Genomic DNA, 17,660 nt, shown 5'->3' with positions numbered 1-17,660 from the left:
CAGTTTGTGGTGCGGTACTTGCGCCGACCCCAGTTCGTCTCACTCATCATCCGAGCCTACTACCGCTGCGGCCCGGATTTGTGCAACAAAGCCATTTGCATCGATCACTCAACGAAGCCACCGTTCGATATGCAAACCAGCTTTTTCAGTGAAGCAGGCGTCGGTGCAATCAAGGGTGGGTCAGGTGATGCGGGTATTGCCGCGATTCACTGGATGATCGATCATTATTTTGATACCTACTACAAGAATGGAACGGGTCCGCAGCAGAAAGCTTTTCAATTTGCGATGTGGGAAATCGGGAACGACTACAAAGGTACTGCCAATAGCATCAATGCCACTGCTGGTGCTGTAAGAGTAAGTTCAGAATCGGAATATGATGGTAATCAGGAATTTATTGATACTTATCAGATTCTGTACCAATCGATGGCAACAACGTTGCCTACACTACCAACAACGTACCGGTCAACAACCTATACGCTAGACCTCTTCAAAAACCAAGATCCTTCATACCAAAGCATGGTGGCAATCATTGAGCGTGCACCGCCAAATGTAGTACCCATTGCGAGTCCATCAATAATAGGAACCCCGAAAGTTGGATCCTCTGTTACTGGAACGTATATCTATACCGATAATAATTTGGATCCTGAAAATCCAGCCGCCACTACCTATAAATTTGTCACCAGCACCAATTCGTCCATTGCGAACTCCAGCGCAGGAACGACCGTGGCAAGCGGCGTCACAGGCGGAGCCTCAGGCAGCGTTTCATACACACCTCAACCAACAGATGTGGATCAGTATCTGTTCTATTGCGTGACCCCGGCAGCCAGTACAGGGGCATCACCAGGCCTAGAGGCATGCACTCCTGCATCGGGCCCCGTGATCACTGCGCCGGTCAACGTAGTTCCAACAGCAGTCCCCGTCATTACAGGGACTCCACAAGTGGGCGCGACGGTGAGCGGAACCTATTCCTATGCAGATACAGAGGGAGACCTTGAAGCACCCGCACAGACCTCCTACAAGTTTGTGACCAGTACCAATCCGTCCATCTCCAGCTCCGGCGATGGCACCGTGGTCTCTGGCGGCTCGACTGGTGGTGTAGGTAACCCTGCGAGCTATACCTTGCAATCACCGGATCTGAACAAGTACATCTTTTTTTGCGTTACTCCCGCGGCTCAGACTGGAGCCTCTCCTGGAGTTGAGGTCTGCACCGTGGCATCCGGCCCGGTAACCGACAAACCCACACCGCCTGTACTGGCCAATGTACCAAGCTTGGAGGGCTGGGGCCTGATCTCGCTGTCTTCACTTCTGGCAATGTTTGGCTTCGTGCAAAGCCGCAGACGCCAAGGTTAAGAGCCGCCTTCGTGCACTGCCCCCAAGAGTTGGACATCAATCCAATTTTTGGGGGCAGTTCATTCGGGTGTCTTTTGTTGGCTCTTGGTAGTCGATTGGCTGGCCAATTGTTGATTTCTGCCCAAAACTGGCCAGCCAGAGATGCAGACAAAAGCCTGCACCACCAAGACGCTCATGTATTCCTGCGACGACAGAATTTGAGCCATTGGGCTCTTCTTAGTGTTCGCTGATGAGCCCTTAGCGCGTTATGAACTCATCCCCTGAGCAATGGCAGGCAACGCATGGGGCAGCATGCGCAGCACAAAGACCAGGAGATGCAGACCCGCCAGCACCTGTGCTCCGCTCTTCTTCTGTCGCATCCGTGGGGTACCCCTCGCGATTCGCTAGTAGATCTGTCTACTTCAACTCCGGCCGAGTTCATAACAGGTTCTGGCTTTGAGGCCTGAAGGAAGCGGCAAGCCCTCGTTGCCAGGTAGCGTGACATCAGGCGGAGTGACAGCTTCGAGCACGATGAGCATGGCATGACCGCGCTCGGGGTTTGAGGGAAGGATCGAGCCCGGGCCGAAGCAAAACAAGCCTCCCCCTGCGAAACCATGGCATCGAGCGTCACATAAAGGCACCGCATATGCCAAATGAAGGCTTGGTATCAAAAGCTACCGGTGAATTGGTAGCGCGAGGCAGGATGCCACAGCGCCGACACCGATGCCACCTGGCCCTGTGAGCGCGTGACGCGGCGCAACACCAGACAGGGTTCTCCAGTTTCAATACGCAGCATCTCGGCTACGTCGGCAGTTGGCATGCTGGCTTCAATCGAAAACTGCACCCCCTGCAATGGTGCGACGCGCATCAAATAGGCATTGGGCGTCTGGCTACCGAAGTCCTGGGCCATGTAATCGGGCGCCACAGCCGGGTTGACATACCGGTCCTCGACCTGGATCGGCACGTCGTTCTCAAAATGAATCACCACGGAGTGGAACAGACCCTGAACGGCAGGCAGCTCGAACTGCCGCATCAGGAAGGTATCAGCCCGATAGCGTTCGAGCTTTTGAAGCTCGCCGCGGTGCTGATGTCCCCGCGCCGCAATCTCGTCGGCGATATTGCGCAACTGAACCAGGGTGGACTGGTATTTCTGCTGGGCCACGAAAGTGCCTGACCCCTGAACACGTGTCAGCGTCTGCTCGTCACTGAGCTCCCGCAAGGCGCGATTGACCGTCATGCGAGCGACGTTGAATTGCTTGGCCAAGGCTGCCTCGCTGGGAATCGCCTCCCCCTGCTGCCATTGACCGCTATGGATCTGCTGCAGCACATGCTCCTTGATGCGCTGGAACGCCGGAATCACCGCTTTTGCCGCGGTCGCTGGAGTACGGACTGACATAGGGTTTGTGCGGATCAAAAGTCTGTAAAAGTTGATTGACGTATTGCCAAGTAAAACACGAAAATTGGTATATACAACTTATCCAAGTTTACCCAATAGTTGTATGTAATTTTTACAGAACAGAGCAATCGGAGACCATTCCCATGAGCATTGATTCTTCCGCAGCTGCGGGGCTGGGGCGTATGGAAACAAGAACCATCGACATGGTTCCCGAGCATGAGCGCCACGGCTCACCTTCCAGCCAGTTCACCCTCTGGTTCGGCGCCAACATGCAGATCACGGCTGTGGTCGACGGGGCCCTCGCCGTGGTCTTCGGTGCCGAAGCCATGACCGCCATCCTCGGCCTGTTGATCGGCAACATCCTCGGCGGCATCGTCATGGCACTGCACTCTGCGCAAGGGCCCCGGCTGGGCCTGCCACAGATGATTTCGAGCCGCGTGCAATTCGGCGTCAAGGGTGCTGCCCTTCCCCTGCTGCTGGTCATCCTCATGTACCTGGGCTTTGCGGCAACGGGTACGGTGCTCTCGGGCCAGGCCATCAATCTGATGTTCGGCTTCAGCACACCTGCGGCGGGCATCATCATCTTCGGCGCGCTGACCGCCCTGGTTGCGCTCATTGGCTACAAGCTGATCCATGTGGTGGGCCGCATCTCCACCGTCGTGGGCATCCTGGGCTTCGGCTACCTGGCCTGGCAGTTGTGCCTTCACTACGATGTAGCCAGCGCCTTTGGCCAGAAGCCCTTTACCTGGACCAGTTTCCTGACGGCTATGGCGCTGTCTGCGGGCTGGCAGATGACTTTCGCGCCGTATGTGGCCGACTACTCGCGCTATCTGCCAAGCAAGACCTCCACGGCGTCGACCTTCTGGACCACCTTCGGCGGCAGCGTGATCAGCGCCCAACTGGCCATGACCTTCGGCGTTCTCGTGGCTGCCCTGGGCGGCAACTTCATCAAGAACCAGGTGGGATTCCTGGGTGACCTGGCCGGTCCCCTTGCCGTGGTGATCTACCTGGTCATCGTTACCGGAAAGCTCACGGTGAACTGCCTCAATGCCTATGGCGGCGTGATGACCATGCTGACCACAGTCAGCGCCTTCAATGACAAGAAGCACTTCTCGCCGGCCACTCGCCTCGCCTACATCCTGGGTTTTGTGCTGCTCACGGTGCTGGTGGCCCTGCTGGCCAGTTCCAACTTCCTGGCCACCTTCAAGAACTTCGTGCTGCTGCTGCTCACGGTGTTCGTCCCCTGGAGTGCCGTCAACCTCGTCGACTACTACCTGGTCTCCAAGGAGAAGGTGGATATCCCCGCGCTCTACGACAGCGAGGGCCGGTATGGAGCCTACAACGGCGTAGCGCTGTTCAGCTACGTGCTGGGCATCGTCGTCCAGATACCGTTCATCAACCAGGCCATGTACGAAGGCCCGCTTGCCAAGGCCATGGGGGGCGCCGACATCTCCTGGATCGTGAGCCTGATCGTTACCTCACTCGTCTACTACCCATTGGCCAAAAAGACCATGAAGGTTCCCCTGCAGATGATTTACCCAGCAGGGCAGCCCGCCGCAGCCTCGGAACACGGCAGCCCCGATGGCTATCCGAATACCGCTTCCGCTGCGTAAGCCCCAGCGCCAATTTTTTTTGTTTTCATGAAAGACACGACCATGAACGCCAACGACACCATCCTCCAAGCCGTACAGCAGGACCCCCGCTACGACGCCAACCGCGTCATCCGCGCCCCCCGAGGCAGCACACTGCACTGCAAGAACTGGCTGGCCGAAGCCGCCTACCGCATGCTGCAGAACAACCTGGACCCCGATGTGGCCGAGAACCCCAAGGCGCTGGTGGTCTACGGTGGCATCGGCCGTGCGGCCCGCAACTGGGAGTGCTATGACGAAATCCTGGCCCAGCTCAAGAAGCTCGAAGCCGATGAATCGCTGCTGATCCAGTCGGGCAAGCCCGTAGGCGTTTTCAAGACCCATCCTGACGCACCACGCGTGCTGCTGGCCAATTCGAACCTGGTGCCCAAGTGGGCCACCTGGGAGAATTTCAACGAGCTGGACCAGAAGGGCCTGTTCATGTACGGCCAGATGACAGCCGGCAGCTGGATCTACATCGGCAGCCAGGGCATCGTGCAAGGTACGTTCGAAACCTTTGTCGAAGCCGGCCGCCAGCACTACAACAACGATCTGACCGGCAAGTGGATTCTTACCGCCGGCCTGGGCGGCATGGGTGGCGCGCAACCGCTGGCCGCCACGCTGGCCGGTGCCTGCTCGCTGAACATCGAGTGCAAGCAAAGCAGCATCGACTTCCGCCTGCGCACCCGCTATGTGGACAAACAGGCCAAGGATATCGACGACGCGCTGGCCCTCATTCAGCAGCACACTGAAAAGGGGGAGGCCGTCTCCATTGCCCTGCTGGGCAACGCCGCGGAAATCCTGCCCGAGCTCGTCAAGCGCGCCAAAGCCGGCGGCCCAAAGCCTGACATCGTGACCGACCAGACCTCCGCCCACGACTTGATCAACGGCTACCTGCCCGTGGGCTGGACCGTTGCACAGTGGGAAGCAGCCGCGGCCGATCCTGGCCAGCACGCCAAACTCAGCAAGGCCGCCGCCCAGGGCTGCGCCCAGCACGTGCAGGCCATGCTGGACTTCCAGGCGATGGGCATCCCCACGGTGGACTATGGCAACAACATCCGCCAGGTGGCGTTCGACGAGGGCGTGAAGAACGCCTTCGATTTCCCCGGTTTCGTGCCAGCCTACATCCGCCCTCTGTTCTGCGAGGGCAAGGGTCCGTTTCGCTGGGTGGCGCTTTCGGGCGATCCCGAGGACATCTACAAGACCGATGCCAAGATCAAGGAACTGTTTCCGGAGAACAAGCACACCCACCGCTGGCTGGACATGGCGCGCGAGCGCATTGCCTTCCAGGGCCTGCCTTCACGCATCTGCTGGCTGGGTCTGGGCGAGCGCCACAAGGCGGCCCTGGCCTTCAACGAGATGGTCAAAAATGGCGAGCTCAAGGCGCCCGTCGTGATTGGACGCGACCACCTCGACTGCGGCTCCGTGGCAAGCCCCAACCGCGAAACCGAAGCCATGAAGGATGGCACCGACGCTGTCTCCGACTGGCCGCTGCTCAACGCCCTGCTCAACACCGCAGGCGGCGCCACCTGGGTCAGCCTGCACCATGGCGGAGGCGTGGGCATGGGCTACTCCCAGCATGCTGGGGTGGTCATCGTGGCCGATGGCACGGATGAGGCCGCTGCACGCCTGGGCCGCGTGCTGTGGAATGATCCTGCGACCGGCGTGATGCGCCATGCCGATGCAGGCTATGAGATTGCCGTCGAGGCATCCAGGCGCCACGGTCTGAACCTGCCCATGGTCAAGTCCTGAAAGAGCCCGCCGACGAATCAACCGGGCGCTCCGATGGAGCTCCCTAGGAAAGCACATGACACACCTGCATATCCACCCCGGCCAATTGAGCCTCGCCGACCTGCGCCTGACCTATGAACAGCCTGTAAAGCTGCAGCTGGACACCAGCGCGGGCGAGGCCATTGACGCAGCCGTGGCCTGCGTCGAGAAAATCATCGCCGAAGGCCGCACCGCCTATGGCATCAACACCGGTTTCGGCCTGCTGGCCTCCACCAAGATCGCACCCGAAGACCTGGCCAAGCTGCAGCGCTCGCTGGTGCTGTCCCACGCCGCCGGTGTGGGCGAGGCTCTGGACGACGCCATGGTGCGGCTCATCATGGTGCTCAAGATCAACAGCCTGGCGCGCGGCATCTCCGGCATCCGCCGCGTCGTCATCGACAGCCTGATGGCTCTGGTCAACGCCGAGGTCTACCCCCATATCCCTCTCAAGGGCTCGGTAGGCGCCTCGGGAGATCTGGCGCCGCTGGCCCACATGTCGCTGGTGCTGCTGGGCGAAAGCAAGGCCCGTTACCGCGGCGAATGGCTGCCCGCAAAAGAAGCCCTGGCCATGGCCGGCCTGCAGCCGCTGACGCTGGTCGCCAAGGAAGGCCTGGCGCTGCTCAACGGCACTCAGGTGTCCACCGCCTATGCGCTGCGCGGCCTGTTCGAGGCCGAAGACCTGCTGGCCGCCGGGTTGGTGTGCGGCAGCCTCAGCGTGGAAGCACTGCTCGGTTCGCGTCTGCCCTTTGATGCCCGTATCCACGCCGCACGTGGCCAGAAGGGCCAGATTGACGTGGCCGCCGCCTTTCGCGACCTGCTGACACCGCACAGCGAAGTGGGCGAGTCGCACCTGGACTGCGACAAGGTGCAAGATCCTTACTCGCTGCGCTGTCAGCCACAGGTCATGGGCGCCTGCCTGACGCAACTGCGCCAGGCGGCCGAAGTGCTGGCCGTCGAGGCCAACGCCGTATCCGACAACCCGCTGGTGTTCGCCGAGCAGGGCGATGTCGTCTCGGGCGGCAACTTTCATGCCGAGCCGGTGGCCATGGCGGCCGACAACCTGGCACTGGCACTGGCCGAGATCGGCTCACTGTCGGAGCGTCGCATCTCGCTCATGATGGACAAACACATGTCGCAACTGCCTCCGTTCCTGGTGAACAATGGGGGCGTGAACTCCGGCTTCATGATCGCCCAGGTTACTGCTGCGGCCCTGGCCTGCGACAACATCTCACTGGCCCATCCCGCCAGCGTGACCAGCCTGCCCACCTCGGCCAACCAGGAAGACCATGTCTCCATGGCACCCAACGCCGGCAAGCGCCTGTGGGCCATGGCCGACAACGTGCGTGGCATCCTGGCCATCGAATGGCTGGGCGCCTGCCAAGGCCTGGATTTCCGCACCGGCCTGAAGACCTCGCCCAAGCTTGAGGAAGCCCGAAGCCTGCTGCGCGCAAGCGTTCCCTTCTACCAGGAAGACCGCTTTTTCGCGCCCGACATCGAAGCCGCCAGCACCCTGCTCGCCAGCGGCCACCTGGGCCGTCTGATAACCGCAGATCTGTTGCCCAGCCACTGAGATGGTGAACGTACCAATGGCCCAGGCCTCTGAGCTGTGGACCGCCGCCGACATGGCCTTGTGGCAAGGCCGCAGCGATGCCGGCGAGCGGGGCGACACGCGTCGGCTGTTCAATATCGCTGCAGCGCTCAACCCGTTCGATGAAACGCCTTTGCCTGCCGCCGCCCGGGCGCTGCTCGGCTTTGCCTGCGATGCCGGTGTGCAGCGCAACCAGGGCCGCACTGGCGCAGCCCAGGGCCCGCAGGCCATCCGGCGCATGCTGGCCGGCCTGCCCGTTCACGACCACGAGGCGCTCTACGATGCCGGTGATGTAAGCTGCCAAGGCGATGCACTGGAAGCGGCGCAGCACGCTCTGGCACGCACCGTGCAGGCCGTGCTTGCGCGCGGGGGCTTTCCTGTGGTACTGGGAGGTGGTCACGAAATCGCCTGGGGTACCTGGCAGGGCCTGCGTGGCCATCTGGATGCCAGCGGCGACCCAGGTTCGGTGCTGGTTCTCAATCTCGACGCTCATTTCGACCTGCGCACCGCCCGCCCAGGCAGTTCTGGCACGCCGTTCGACCAGATCGCCACCGCTTGCCAGGCCCGGGGGCAGACATTCCACTACGCATGCCTGGGTGTCAGCCGCCTGGGCAACACAGCGGCGCTGTTCGCACGGGCCGACGAGCTGCAAGCGTGCTGGATCGAAGATATTGACATGCAAGAGCGACACCTGGAGAAAGTGCTGGAGCAGGTGCAGCAGGTCATCGATGGCGTGGACCATGTCTACCTGACGATCGATCTGGACGTATTGCCCGCCGCAGTCATGCCCGCTGTCTCGGCGCCCGCAGCCTATGGTGTGCCCATGGGCGTGGTCGAGGCAATCGTCGACAGGGTGCGCCGCAGCGGCAAGCTGCGCGTGGCTGACCTGGCGGAGTTCAATCCGCGCTTCGACCAGGACAGCCATGGAGCGCGAGCGGCGGCCAGGCTGGTCTACCGCCTGCTTCAGGCGTAACCCGAGGAGCCCCATACCCATGCATCGCTTCGATCTGAACGAAATCACACCCCGTCCGTGGAAAAACGGAGGCGGCAGCACGCGTGAGATTGCGTGCTGGCCGCAAGGCGCAGACATGGATAGTTTTGGCTGGCGAGTGAGCATCGCCACAGTTGCCCAGGCCGGTCCATTCTCGGCATTTCCCGGCATAGACCGTCAGATCATGCTGCTGGATGGCGACGGGGTGCAGCTGATCGGTGCAGCAGCAGGCATCCATCACACATTGCAGCAGCAATGGCAGCCATATGCCTTTTCAGGTGACGCGGCACTGGAATGCAGCATGCTGGGAGGCACGTGCACCGATTTCAACGTCATGACACGGCGTGGCCAGTGGTCGGCCGAAGTACTGATCCAAGGCACTGAGATTCAGCCCGGGCACAGCGCCGCAGGTCTGTGCATGGTGCTGCAGGGCAGCTTTCTTCATGGCGATGCCCTGTTGCACACCGGCCAAGGCCTTCTGTGGTGGGACATGGGCGACGAGCAGACCCGAAACACCGCCCCTTTGTTGCCGCGCGATGCAGACAGCCGTCTGGTACTGGTCAGTCTGACGCAGGCCACACGATGAGCCTGGCCCATTGATCCCTATCCAATCAGAATTTTCAAAGGACCCCATGCCATGACCCTACCCGCAATGCCCCCCATTTCCGCTGACGGACGCTGGCTGGATGTGCGACTGGCATCCGAGCTGTTCACCCCCGATGTGCCAATGGCCGAGGGGCAGCCAGCCTGCATAGTGGTTGAACAGGGCCGCATCGTCTGGGTGGGACCGCAAGATCAGGTGCCTGCCTCCTATCAGCACCTGCCCGCGCATGAAGGTGGTGCCCGTCTTGCCACGCCAGGTCTGGTGGACTGCCACACCCATTTGGTCTATGGCGGTGAACGCGCCAACGAGTTTGCCATGCGCCTGGCCGGAGCCACCTACGAAGAAGTGGCGCGCGCTGGCGGCGGCATCGTCTCCAGCGTCAAGGCCACGCGCCAGGCCAGCGAGGAAGAACTGATCGCCCAAGCCCTGCCGCGCCTGGACCAGTTGCTGGCCGAAGGCGTGACAGCCATCGAGATCAAGTCGGGCTACGGCCTGTCTCTGGAGCACGAGCGCAAGCAGTTGCGTGTGGCCCGCCGGCTGGGCGAGCTGCGCGGCGTGACTGTGCGCACCACCTTCCTCGGTGCCCATGCGCTGCCGCCCGAATACGCTGGCCGCAGCCAGGACTATATCGATCTGGTCTGCCGCGACATCATGCCCGCACTGGCCTCCGAAGGCCTGATCGATGCCGTGGACGTATTCTGCGAGCGCATCGCCTTCTCGCTGGCCGAGACCGAGCAGGTTTTCAAGGCGGCGCAAGCGCTGGGCCTGCCCGTGAAACTACACGCCGAGCAGTTGTCGAACATGGAAGGTGCCGCCCTCGCCGCGCGCTATGGCGCGCTGTCCTGCGACCATATCGAACACCTGTCCGACAAGGGCATCGCCGCCATGCGCCAGGCGGGCACCGTAGCCGTGCTGTTGCCCGGCGCCTTCTACACGCTGCGCGACACCCAGGTCCCCCCCATCGCAGGCCTGCGGGCCGCTGGGGTGCCAATGGCCGTCTCCACGGACCACAACCCGGGCACCTCCCCCGCCCTGAGCCTGCTGCTGATGGCCAATATGGCCTGCACATTGTTCGGACTCACTGTGCCCGAGGCGCTGGCCGGCATCACCTGCCATGCGGCGCGCGCGCTGGGCCTGCAGCACGAGCAAGGCCTGATCGCCTCGGGACGACCCGCCAACTTCGTGCTCTGGCCCGTGCGCCACGGAGCGGAGCTGGCCTACTGGTTTGGCCAGAAGCCCAACTGTACCGTGGTGCGCCAGGGATTGATCGCCCAGGCCAACAGATCCGCATGATGTTCTACGAAAGGTGTTCGACCCATGACTGACTCCCTGATCGCCTCGTTGGCTCGCCCTGAAGCGCTTCCCCTGCCCGCCTACAACGCAGGCCTGTCCAACGAGGCCGTGCGGGCACGCTTTGGCATTGCCAACATCACACGCCTGGCCAGCAATGAAAACCCGTACGGTGCCAGTTCCGCCGTGCGCCAGGCTCTGGCAAGCCTGGCCGATGATGTTGGCAACTATCCAGATGCCCAGTGCACGGTACTGCGCCAGGCAATTGCCGAGCGCAGCGGCATAGCCGCAGACCGCCTGGTGTTCGGCAACGGTTCTGAAGACCTGATCAGGATCCTTTGCGAGGTGTTTCTCTCGCCCGGCGACCTGGTGGTGACACAGCGCCCCGTGTTCGGCCTGCACGAGATCTACCCGCGCATGATGGGGGCACAGGTAAAGTTGCTTGATCTGACCGCAGAGCTGGGCTTTGACATTGATGCCTGGTGCACAGCCATGGCCATGGCACCCAAGATCGCTTTCCTGCCCAATCCATCCAACCCCGTGGGCTGCATGATGGATGCGGCGCAATTTGCTCGCGTGCTGGAAGCAACGCCCACCAGCACCGTGCTGGTGGTGGACGAGGCTTATTACGAATATGCCTTGCATGACGAGAACTACCCCGAGGTATTGGCCTTGCTGGCCGCACGCAAGGGGCCTTGGATCGTGCTGCGCACATTCTCCAAAGCCTGGGGACTGGCGGGCCTGCGGGTGGGTTATGGCATGGCCGACAGCGCCGACTTCGTGAACCTGCTGAACAAGGTACGTTCGCCCTTTAACGTGAACATGGTGGCTCAACGCGCTGCGCTGGCAGCCTGGAGCGACCCCGCTCACATGCGTAGCTGCGTAGCGAACACAGTGGCACTGCGCGAGGCATTGCGCCGTGAGCTGCTGGCCCTGGCCATGCCCGCAGGCCCGTTGCATGGCCTGCGCATTGCGCCTTCGGTCGCCAATTTCCTGTTTCTCGACATCGGCCGTCCCAGCAGCCCCGTGGCGGAGGCGTTGCTTCGCCGGGGCGTGATCATCAAGCCCTGGAAGGAGCCGGGGTTCGAGCATTTCCTGCGCGTATCCATAGGTACCGAAAACGACAATGCACGCTTCATTCATGCCTTGCAAGCCACGATGACGGCATGACACACGGAAATCCGTGAAACCGTCACGAGTACCATTCTCGCTGGACAACGCGGCCTTCAAAAGCCTCGTCCAGCGCCTGAAAACGGAGATGCTCCCCCCGAGACTGGCATGGCTGCCGTAGAGCACCCACCGCAATTGCGCCTGTGGATTTCTCGTACCGGCAAGGACGCCAGAACTGCTGCCTCAGCGTTGCATCCAACGCGCCTTGCGAGTCGGCACCGGTTTGATTTCCTCTTGCTCTACGATAGCCTGCAGGCCTGGCCCGGTATCCAACAAGACATAAAAGGGCTGGCGAGGCTTGGCAAAGGTAAATGTCGATTGCGCATCCAGCCGGCCGTCCAGCAGCGCTGAACCGTCATGCGCATTCACCTCCATGCGCGCGCCTCGCAATTCATCCCCGTCATTGCTGGTTCCGCGACAGCGGATGGTGCTGGCATCGAGCAACACGCACATAGCTACCGGTTCATGGGCGCTGGCATAGCCAGCAGCCAGCATCATCAGCGTCACAACGCCCAGGCAGCGCCCAAAGCATTGTTCATTGGACCGAGCCATATGGCCTCCTTTGTTGCTCAAACCAAGCCACGGTGGCAGGCGATACCTGATCCATGCGCCAGAACGTCTGGTACACACTGCCGTCCTTGCCGGTCACTGTCAGCCACAGTTCACTTTGTGCATTCAGTGTGTTTGGCAGCGAAATTTCGGTACGGCGCTCCCAGCGCTGCCCCATGAAGCCCATGCCTGTGGCGCGCGCATTGCGTGGCCGGTTGACCTTGAGCGTGGCCTGCCGTATCTGCGGATCACAGTCGTCGCAAAAGCGCAGACGAAACTCCTTCATCGGAATGTCCATGGCAACCCGCTCCGGAGGTTGTCGATCCGCTTCGGCAAAAATGAAGCTCCACGGCCCAATCGTTCCGTGCAAGGCATCGTTGCGCTCGAGCGGCGGAGTCTGCACTCGAACCAAGCCAATGCTGAACACAAGCGCTGTCGCTACCAGCAGACCGGCAGCAACTGCTCTCTGCCCGACCATCCCAGACGACGCAACATCGACTGAAACCCTTGGGGTCGCTCGCACGGGCCTGTCTCGCGCCGGTGGCTGCCGCGCCCAGTGCGCAAACGTGAAGACCCAAGCGAGCGCTGCCGCACCCAGCCAGGTGAGCCACCAGGTGAAGCCCACGCCCATTCCCTGCATGGCAACTGAGAGCGCCAAAGCGATGCATAAAAGCAACCAACCAACGGCACGGGCCAAAACGCGGGATCGGGTGCTGTAGAAACGGCCCAGCAGATGTTCAGCATGGCGGTCGGTCGCAGCCACCAATGCCAGCATGCCTGGCACCGCCAATCCCGCCATGAGCAGATGCTCGGAAGTGAAGACGGTGCCCATCATCCAGCCCCTCCCAATGACAATGCCCAAGCCATGGCGATCAACAGCGCAGAGCCAAGCACCATGCCTGCCCAGGCGCGCCAGGCGCTTCGTGTGCAAAACACCCAGATCACGGCGGCCGCATAAACAGCAAAGCTGAGCATGCTGGCCCAGAGCAAGGCCTGCGATCTGCTGGCGGGCCAGATCAGGGCCAGCAATACGGTGGCGGCCGACGCGAGTGCATACCCACCGATGGTTGCCGCAGCAATCCGCGACAGCACTGCCCAGCGGTAGGAGTGCGCGAAACCTGGAGACTGTTTCATACACTTCGCTCCATGTGGCTAGCGACCAGCAGCCTGCGCTGCACCTTCAGAGCCATCACTGCGAACACGGCAGCCAGTGCCAGCTGGGTCAGATCGAATCCGGCAAACACCCAGTCGCCCGTGGCCAGACTGCGGCCCAGGTGACGATCCGTGGTGAGAAAGTTGAGCAGCGGCACTGCGGCAAAGGCCAGGCACGCGCCCCACAGCAACTCCACCCAGGCCCGTGCCAGAGGCCGGGCCAACGCATAGAACAGACTGCCCAGCCACACGGCAAAAAGACTGTGGAACTCCCAGGCCGCGCGATCGGCCATTTCCAGCGGCAAAAGACGGTTGGCCCAGAAATATGCGGCCATCGCCAATGGCAAGCCAGCAATGGTGGCTACGTTGAGTGCTTCCACCAGACGCAGCCCCGGCTTTTCTCGGCCGCTACCCAGGTGGTATCTGCGCCGCTTGACGGTCCACAGCACCAACCCGGTGCCGATCATCGCGCAGCCCAGCAAGCCTGAAAAAAAGTACAACCACCGTCCCCAGATATCGGCAAACAGGCCTTCATGCAGGTTCAGCACCACGCTTTGCGTCAAGCGTGCGCTGCCGCCAGGGGGCGCTTCCTCGGGGAGTTGCTCACCGTCATCTGCCTTGAAGCGCATCTGCTCCGGGCTCCAGAAATCAAGCTTGCCTCCATTAGCTCGAGTCAATATCACCTCTGCTGGTTCTGCTTCGTGGCGCTCGATGGCTATTGATGCCACCTGTGCCTCGCCCCAAACACCCTGCGCCTGTCGCACCATAGCTGCCACATCAGCCTGGGGGAACTTGATGGATGAATGAGCCCGGCGATCAAGCAGTTCGTCATAGAACGTCTGGTTCGCTTCGGAATCGTTGCCGTACTGCACATCGCGCCCAGCAGGCATATAGGTGAACAGAAAGAAGACCAGCCCGCTGTAGGTGATCATCAAAAAGAACGGCAATGCCATCACGCTGACAGCATTGTGCGCATCCAGCCAACTGCGCTGGCCTTTGCCAGGGCGGAAGGTGAAGAAGTCCTGGAAGATGCGTTTGTGTGCAATGACCCCGCTGATGATGGCGATGAGCATCAGCATCGTGCAGACGCCCACAATGCGGATCGCCCAGTCATAGGGCACGTAATGCAGCATATAGTGCATGCGGTACAGGCCCAAGCCTCCCGCCGTTGCACGCGGCTGCGGCTCAGACGGCAACAGGGAGCCATTGGTGGGATCGAGCACTTCGGAACCACTGGCGCCGCGCCGGTGACCCTCGCGCGGCATCTCCTCCCAGCGAATCGAGAGCCCCTGCCAGCCTCGCGGCGAGAGCGATTCGTGTGGCAGCGTGATGCGCCAACTGGCAGCCGCCGGAGCCAGCTGCTCAAGCCTCGCCAGCGCCACGCCCAGCACCGGCTCAAGCCTGGCCTCCGGTATCGGCACGCGTTGCTGTTGTGGGCGCTCGGGCTGCATCCAGCGTGTGATGTCGTGCTGGAAATATCCCGCGGTTCCCGTCGCGAATACGAAAAACAGCACCCAGCCCACCACCAGGCCCGCCCAGGTGTGCAGCCAGGCCATGCTTTGGCGAAAGCCCTCCTTCATGACCGCCTGCTTTCAATCTGCGGGCGATGAGGCAGCCTACGCTTGCTGGTAGCCATGGCCAAGGTCTCAGAAGTCATAGCGCATCCCCACGTTCACGCTGCGCGGAGCTCCCCAGGTGTAGAACAGGCCCGCGGCAGAGAAGTTGGTCAGGCCCGAGAGGTATCGCTTGTCGAACGCGTTGTTGACGTTCAGGCTCCACGACAGGTGCTGGTTGACCTGGTAGCGGGCCATCAGATCGACCAACGCATAGCCGTCCTGCGCCAGCGTGGCTGCGGCATTGCTGACCGCGGTCTTCCCCTGCCAGCGCGTGGAGGCCCCCACGGTCAGACCGCGCATCCCACCCTCAAAGCGGTAGGTGGTTCCCAGCTTGAACTGGTATTTGGGGTACTTGCTGGCACTGTTGAGCGAGCTGTCTTGCTGCACCATGCTGCCTTGCGCCTGCCAGCCACGCGCCAATTGTCCCGACAGCTCCAGCTCCCAGCCCCGGCGCGTCGCCGATGAAACGGCGCGGTAGGCAGTATCGCCACCGGGTGTGAGGCCACCGCTTTCTTCAGCCGTGTTCCTGGTCTTCATCCAGAAATGGGCAATGCTGGCATTCAGGCGCTTGTCGAAAAACTCGGCCTTGGCACCGACTTCGTAGGTGCTGCCTTCTTCCGCTGGGAGAGTACTGCCTCTTTCATCCTGGGCAGTTTGCGGCTGGAATATCTTGGCATAGCTGCCATACAGCGAGACATTGGGGTGGATTTCGTAAACCAGGCCTGCGTAGGGCGTGACTACGCCGTTTTCCTTCATGTCGTAATTCCACCAATAAGGTGTAATGTCGCGCTCTTCAAAGCGGGTAACACGTGCACCGGCGATCAGTTGCAGAGGGTCACTCAGGCGAAAACGTCCAGCCGCATATGCGTAGCGCTGCTTCTGGCTGAAACTGTTGTCGCCATAGTACAAGGTGCTGTAATCGGGCTCGGGCAACACGGCACCACCCTGCCCCATGTGAATGCCAAGATCTTCGAGCGGCACCAGGTTGAGCGAATTGAGCGGCAACTGCACCTGGCTGCTGAAACGGGAGATACCTGCACCAGCGAGCAACTCATGCGAGCGGCCCAGCAGCTCGAACGGGCCCTTGATGTCGAAATTCACCGTCCAGTTGTTGTTGTCCATGTCACGCCAGCGGCCAAAGCTGGCGCGGTCCTGATCGTAGTAATAGCCCGCACGCATATCATCCATGGTGGCGCGCTGGTGCGAGAACTTGAGCTCGGCAGTCCAGTCATTGGCAAGCTTTTGCTCCAGGCTGCCAAAAAGGTTCAGGCTGTCCTGGCGATAGCCGCCCCAGGGCGCTCCGGTGTTGAACGAGCGTGGCATCCAGCCCACTTCCGCGCCTGCCTTGGTGTAGCGCTGGATCGGCTGGGTGGTGCCGATTCCCTTTGCGTCGCGCTGGCGGTAGGTCAGACCCAGATTGAGCTGCGTACTCGGCGAGAGATCGGCTTCGAGCGCGCCAAACAGCATCCGGCTGGCACTTTTTTCGTGGTCACGAAAGCTTCCCGCATCCATGGCCGAAGCCACCAGCCGGCCGCGCAGCGTACCTGCCTCATTGAGCGGTCCGCCGATATCGGCCTGCGCGCGATAAGTGTCCCAGCTGCCGGCACTGGCGCGCACATTGGCCTGGAACTCGCGCGTTGGACGCTTGCGCACCATGTTCACGGTGGCACCATAATTGCCCTTGCCCACCACCAGACCGGATGAGCCCTTGAGTACCTCGATGCGGTCGATCTCGGCCATGTCATCGAGAGAGAACAAGGTGCTGGTGAGATAGTACCAACCGCTGCTGACCTGAGCCATACCATCGGTCTGCAGATTGACGCTGGTGCCGCGCGCCTGAAAATCGGTGGCGTTGTTCTGCCGGTAGACCGCAATTCCAGGCGTCTGTTCCATCACATCGGTCAAGGTTTCGAGCTTGAAATCGTCCATGCGCTGGCGCGTCATCACCGTGACCGACTGCGGCGTCTCCCGCAACGAAAGACCCAACCCCGTGGCTGTACGGCTGGGCCCTTCCTGGGTATAGCTGCCCGTACCTTCCGTCGTACCGTTTCGCTCTGCACTGGCAGTGACTGTCACGGTTGGCAGTGTTGCGCCGTCCAGTGCCGGAGCCGGTGTTTGGGCACGTCTGATGCGCAGCCCATAGCTGCCGTCAGCTTGCACAAAGGCTTCCAGCCCGGTATCGGCCAGCAGTGCCGCCAGGCCGGCCGCCACACCATAGCGGCCTTTGAGTCCCGGGCTCATCTTGCCTTCGGCCGTGCTGGCATTGCCTGCCAGGTAGATGCCCGATTCGCTCGAAAAGCGTGTCAATGCCTGGCTCAAGGGGCCCGCCGGTATGTCGTACTGACGCATTGTCTGCACTGCAGCTGCCGGCTGCTGCGCCGACGCGGGTGATACCTGGAGCGATCCAAGTACCGCCCCCAAAGCAAGCAAGGAGCTGGCCCACGGGCGAGGAATTGGCAAGCGGCGCAGACGCTGGACGCGCTCAAAATGACGAACAGGCATGGAGACTCCGAATGGAAAGGATGCAATCACAACGGGGCGAAGACCATCACTCACCATCGCTGCAGCTGCAGCTGT

The 17,660-nt window shown here is 61.4% G+C and carries 15 protein-coding genes; 8 read left to right on the top strand and 7 right to left on the bottom strand.

The annotated features are described in order from the left end of the window. The coding region (locus ABIE32_RS05560) for an IPTL-CTERM sorting domain-containing protein (protein WP_429014612.1) at positions 1-1,350 on the top strand (1,350 nt) is incomplete at its 5' end. Positions 1,351-1,409: 59 nt separating this feature from the next. Here ABIE32_RS05560 and ABIE32_RS05555 read toward each other — a convergent pair. Together ABIE32_RS05555 and hutC are read right to left on the bottom strand one after the other, a co-directional pair. Further along, positions 1,410-1,556, bottom strand: coding sequence for a hypothetical protein (locus tag ABIE32_RS05555; protein WP_429014610.1), 147 nt, complete (start codon positions 1,554-1,556; stop codon positions 1,410-1,412). 440 nt (positions 1,557-1,996) lie between these two features. Further along, positions 1,997-2,725 carry a histidine utilization repressor gene (gene hutC, locus ABIE32_RS05550; protein ID WP_429014623.1) on the bottom strand — a complete coding sequence of 243 codons (729 nt, stop codon included), beginning with the start codon at positions 2,723-2,725 and terminating at the stop codon, positions 1,997-1,999. 143 nt (positions 2,726-2,868) lie between these two features. On the opposite strand from hutC, the gene ABIE32_RS05545 reads away from it, so the two are divergent. From ABIE32_RS05545 to ABIE32_RS05515, 7 genes are read left to right on the top strand one after another with little or no spacing between them, the layout of a single operon-like run. Further along, positions 2,869-4,338 carry a purine-cytosine permease family protein gene (locus tag ABIE32_RS05545; protein ID WP_429014609.1) on the top strand — a complete coding sequence of 490 codons (1,470 nt, stop codon included), beginning with the start codon at positions 2,869-2,871 and terminating at the stop codon, positions 4,336-4,338. Between the two features lie 42 nt (positions 4,339-4,380). Continuing rightward, positions 4,381-6,105: a urocanate hydratase gene (gene hutU / locus ABIE32_RS05540; RefSeq protein WP_429014608.1), complete on the top strand. Its 1,725-nt coding sequence runs from the start codon at positions 4,381-4,383 to the stop codon at positions 6,103-6,105. Between the two features lie 55 nt (positions 6,106-6,160). Continuing rightward, positions 6,161-7,693, top strand: a complete 1,533-nt coding sequence (gene hutH, locus ABIE32_RS05535) for a histidine ammonia-lyase (RefSeq protein ID WP_429014606.1) — start codon at positions 6,161-6,163, stop codon at positions 7,691-7,693. Position 7,694: 1 nt separating this feature from the next. After that, positions 7,695-8,684 carry a formimidoylglutamase gene (hutG, locus tag ABIE32_RS05530; protein WP_429014605.1) on the top strand — a complete coding sequence of 330 codons (990 nt, stop codon included), beginning with the start codon at positions 7,695-7,697 and terminating at the stop codon, positions 8,682-8,684. Positions 8,685-8,703: 19 nt separating this feature from the next. After that, positions 8,704-9,288: a HutD/Ves family protein gene (locus tag ABIE32_RS05525; RefSeq protein WP_429014603.1), complete on the top strand. Its 585-nt coding sequence runs from the start codon at positions 8,704-8,706 to the stop codon at positions 9,286-9,288. Between the two features lie 51 nt (positions 9,289-9,339). Continuing rightward, positions 9,340-10,599: an imidazolonepropionase gene (hutI, locus tag ABIE32_RS05520; protein WP_429014601.1), complete on the top strand. Its 1,260-nt coding sequence runs from the start codon at positions 9,340-9,342 to the stop codon at positions 10,597-10,599. 24 nt (positions 10,600-10,623) lie between these two features. Then, positions 10,624-11,766, top strand: a complete 1,143-nt coding sequence (locus ABIE32_RS05515; RefSeq protein ID WP_429014599.1) for a histidinol-phosphate transaminase — start codon at positions 10,624-10,626, stop codon at positions 11,764-11,766. Between the two features lie 183 nt (positions 11,767-11,949). On the opposite strand, the gene ABIE32_RS05510 is transcribed toward ABIE32_RS05515, so the two are convergent. The 5 genes from ABIE32_RS05510 to ABIE32_RS05490 all read right to left on the bottom strand — a co-directional run bounded on the left by ABIE32_RS05510 (position 11,950) and on the right by ABIE32_RS05490 (position 17,585). Beyond that, a complete protein-coding gene (locus ABIE32_RS05510) occupies positions 11,950-12,273 on the bottom strand; it encodes a hypothetical protein (RefSeq protein WP_429014597.1) in 324 nt (107 codons plus the stop codon). Positions 12,274-12,301: 28 nt separating this feature from the next. Then, on the bottom strand, positions 12,302-13,147 hold the full coding sequence (locus tag ABIE32_RS05505) for a DUF3325 domain-containing protein (protein WP_429014595.1): 846 nt from the start codon (positions 13,145-13,147) through the stop codon (positions 12,302-12,304). Further along, entirely contained in the window at positions 13,147-13,449 is a 303-nt protein-coding gene (locus tag ABIE32_RS05500; RefSeq protein ID WP_429014594.1) for a DUF3649 domain-containing protein, read from the bottom strand. Before ABIE32_RS05500 ends, ABIE32_RS05505 begins: the two co-directional genes overlap by 1 nt. After that, positions 13,446-15,047, bottom strand: a complete 1,602-nt coding sequence (locus tag ABIE32_RS05495) for a PepSY-associated TM helix domain-containing protein (RefSeq protein WP_429014592.1) — start codon at positions 15,045-15,047, stop codon at positions 13,446-13,448. Before ABIE32_RS05495 ends, ABIE32_RS05500 begins: the two co-directional genes overlap by 4 nt. A 66-nt stretch (positions 15,048-15,113) precedes the next feature. Next, on the bottom strand, positions 15,114-17,585 hold the full coding sequence (locus ABIE32_RS05490) for a TonB-dependent siderophore receptor (RefSeq protein ID WP_429014590.1): 2,472 nt from the start codon (positions 17,583-17,585) through the stop codon (positions 15,114-15,116). Positions 17,586-17,660: the final 75 nt, after the last annotated feature.

The sequence above is a fragment of the Comamonas sp. 4034 genome (assembly GCF_050434545.1).
GTDB lineage: Bacteria > Pseudomonadota > Gammaproteobacteria > Burkholderiales > Burkholderiaceae_C > Comamonas > Comamonas odontotermitis.
Note: the sequence above shows the minus strand (reverse complement) of the source record. Positions and strands in the feature narration are given on the sequence as shown.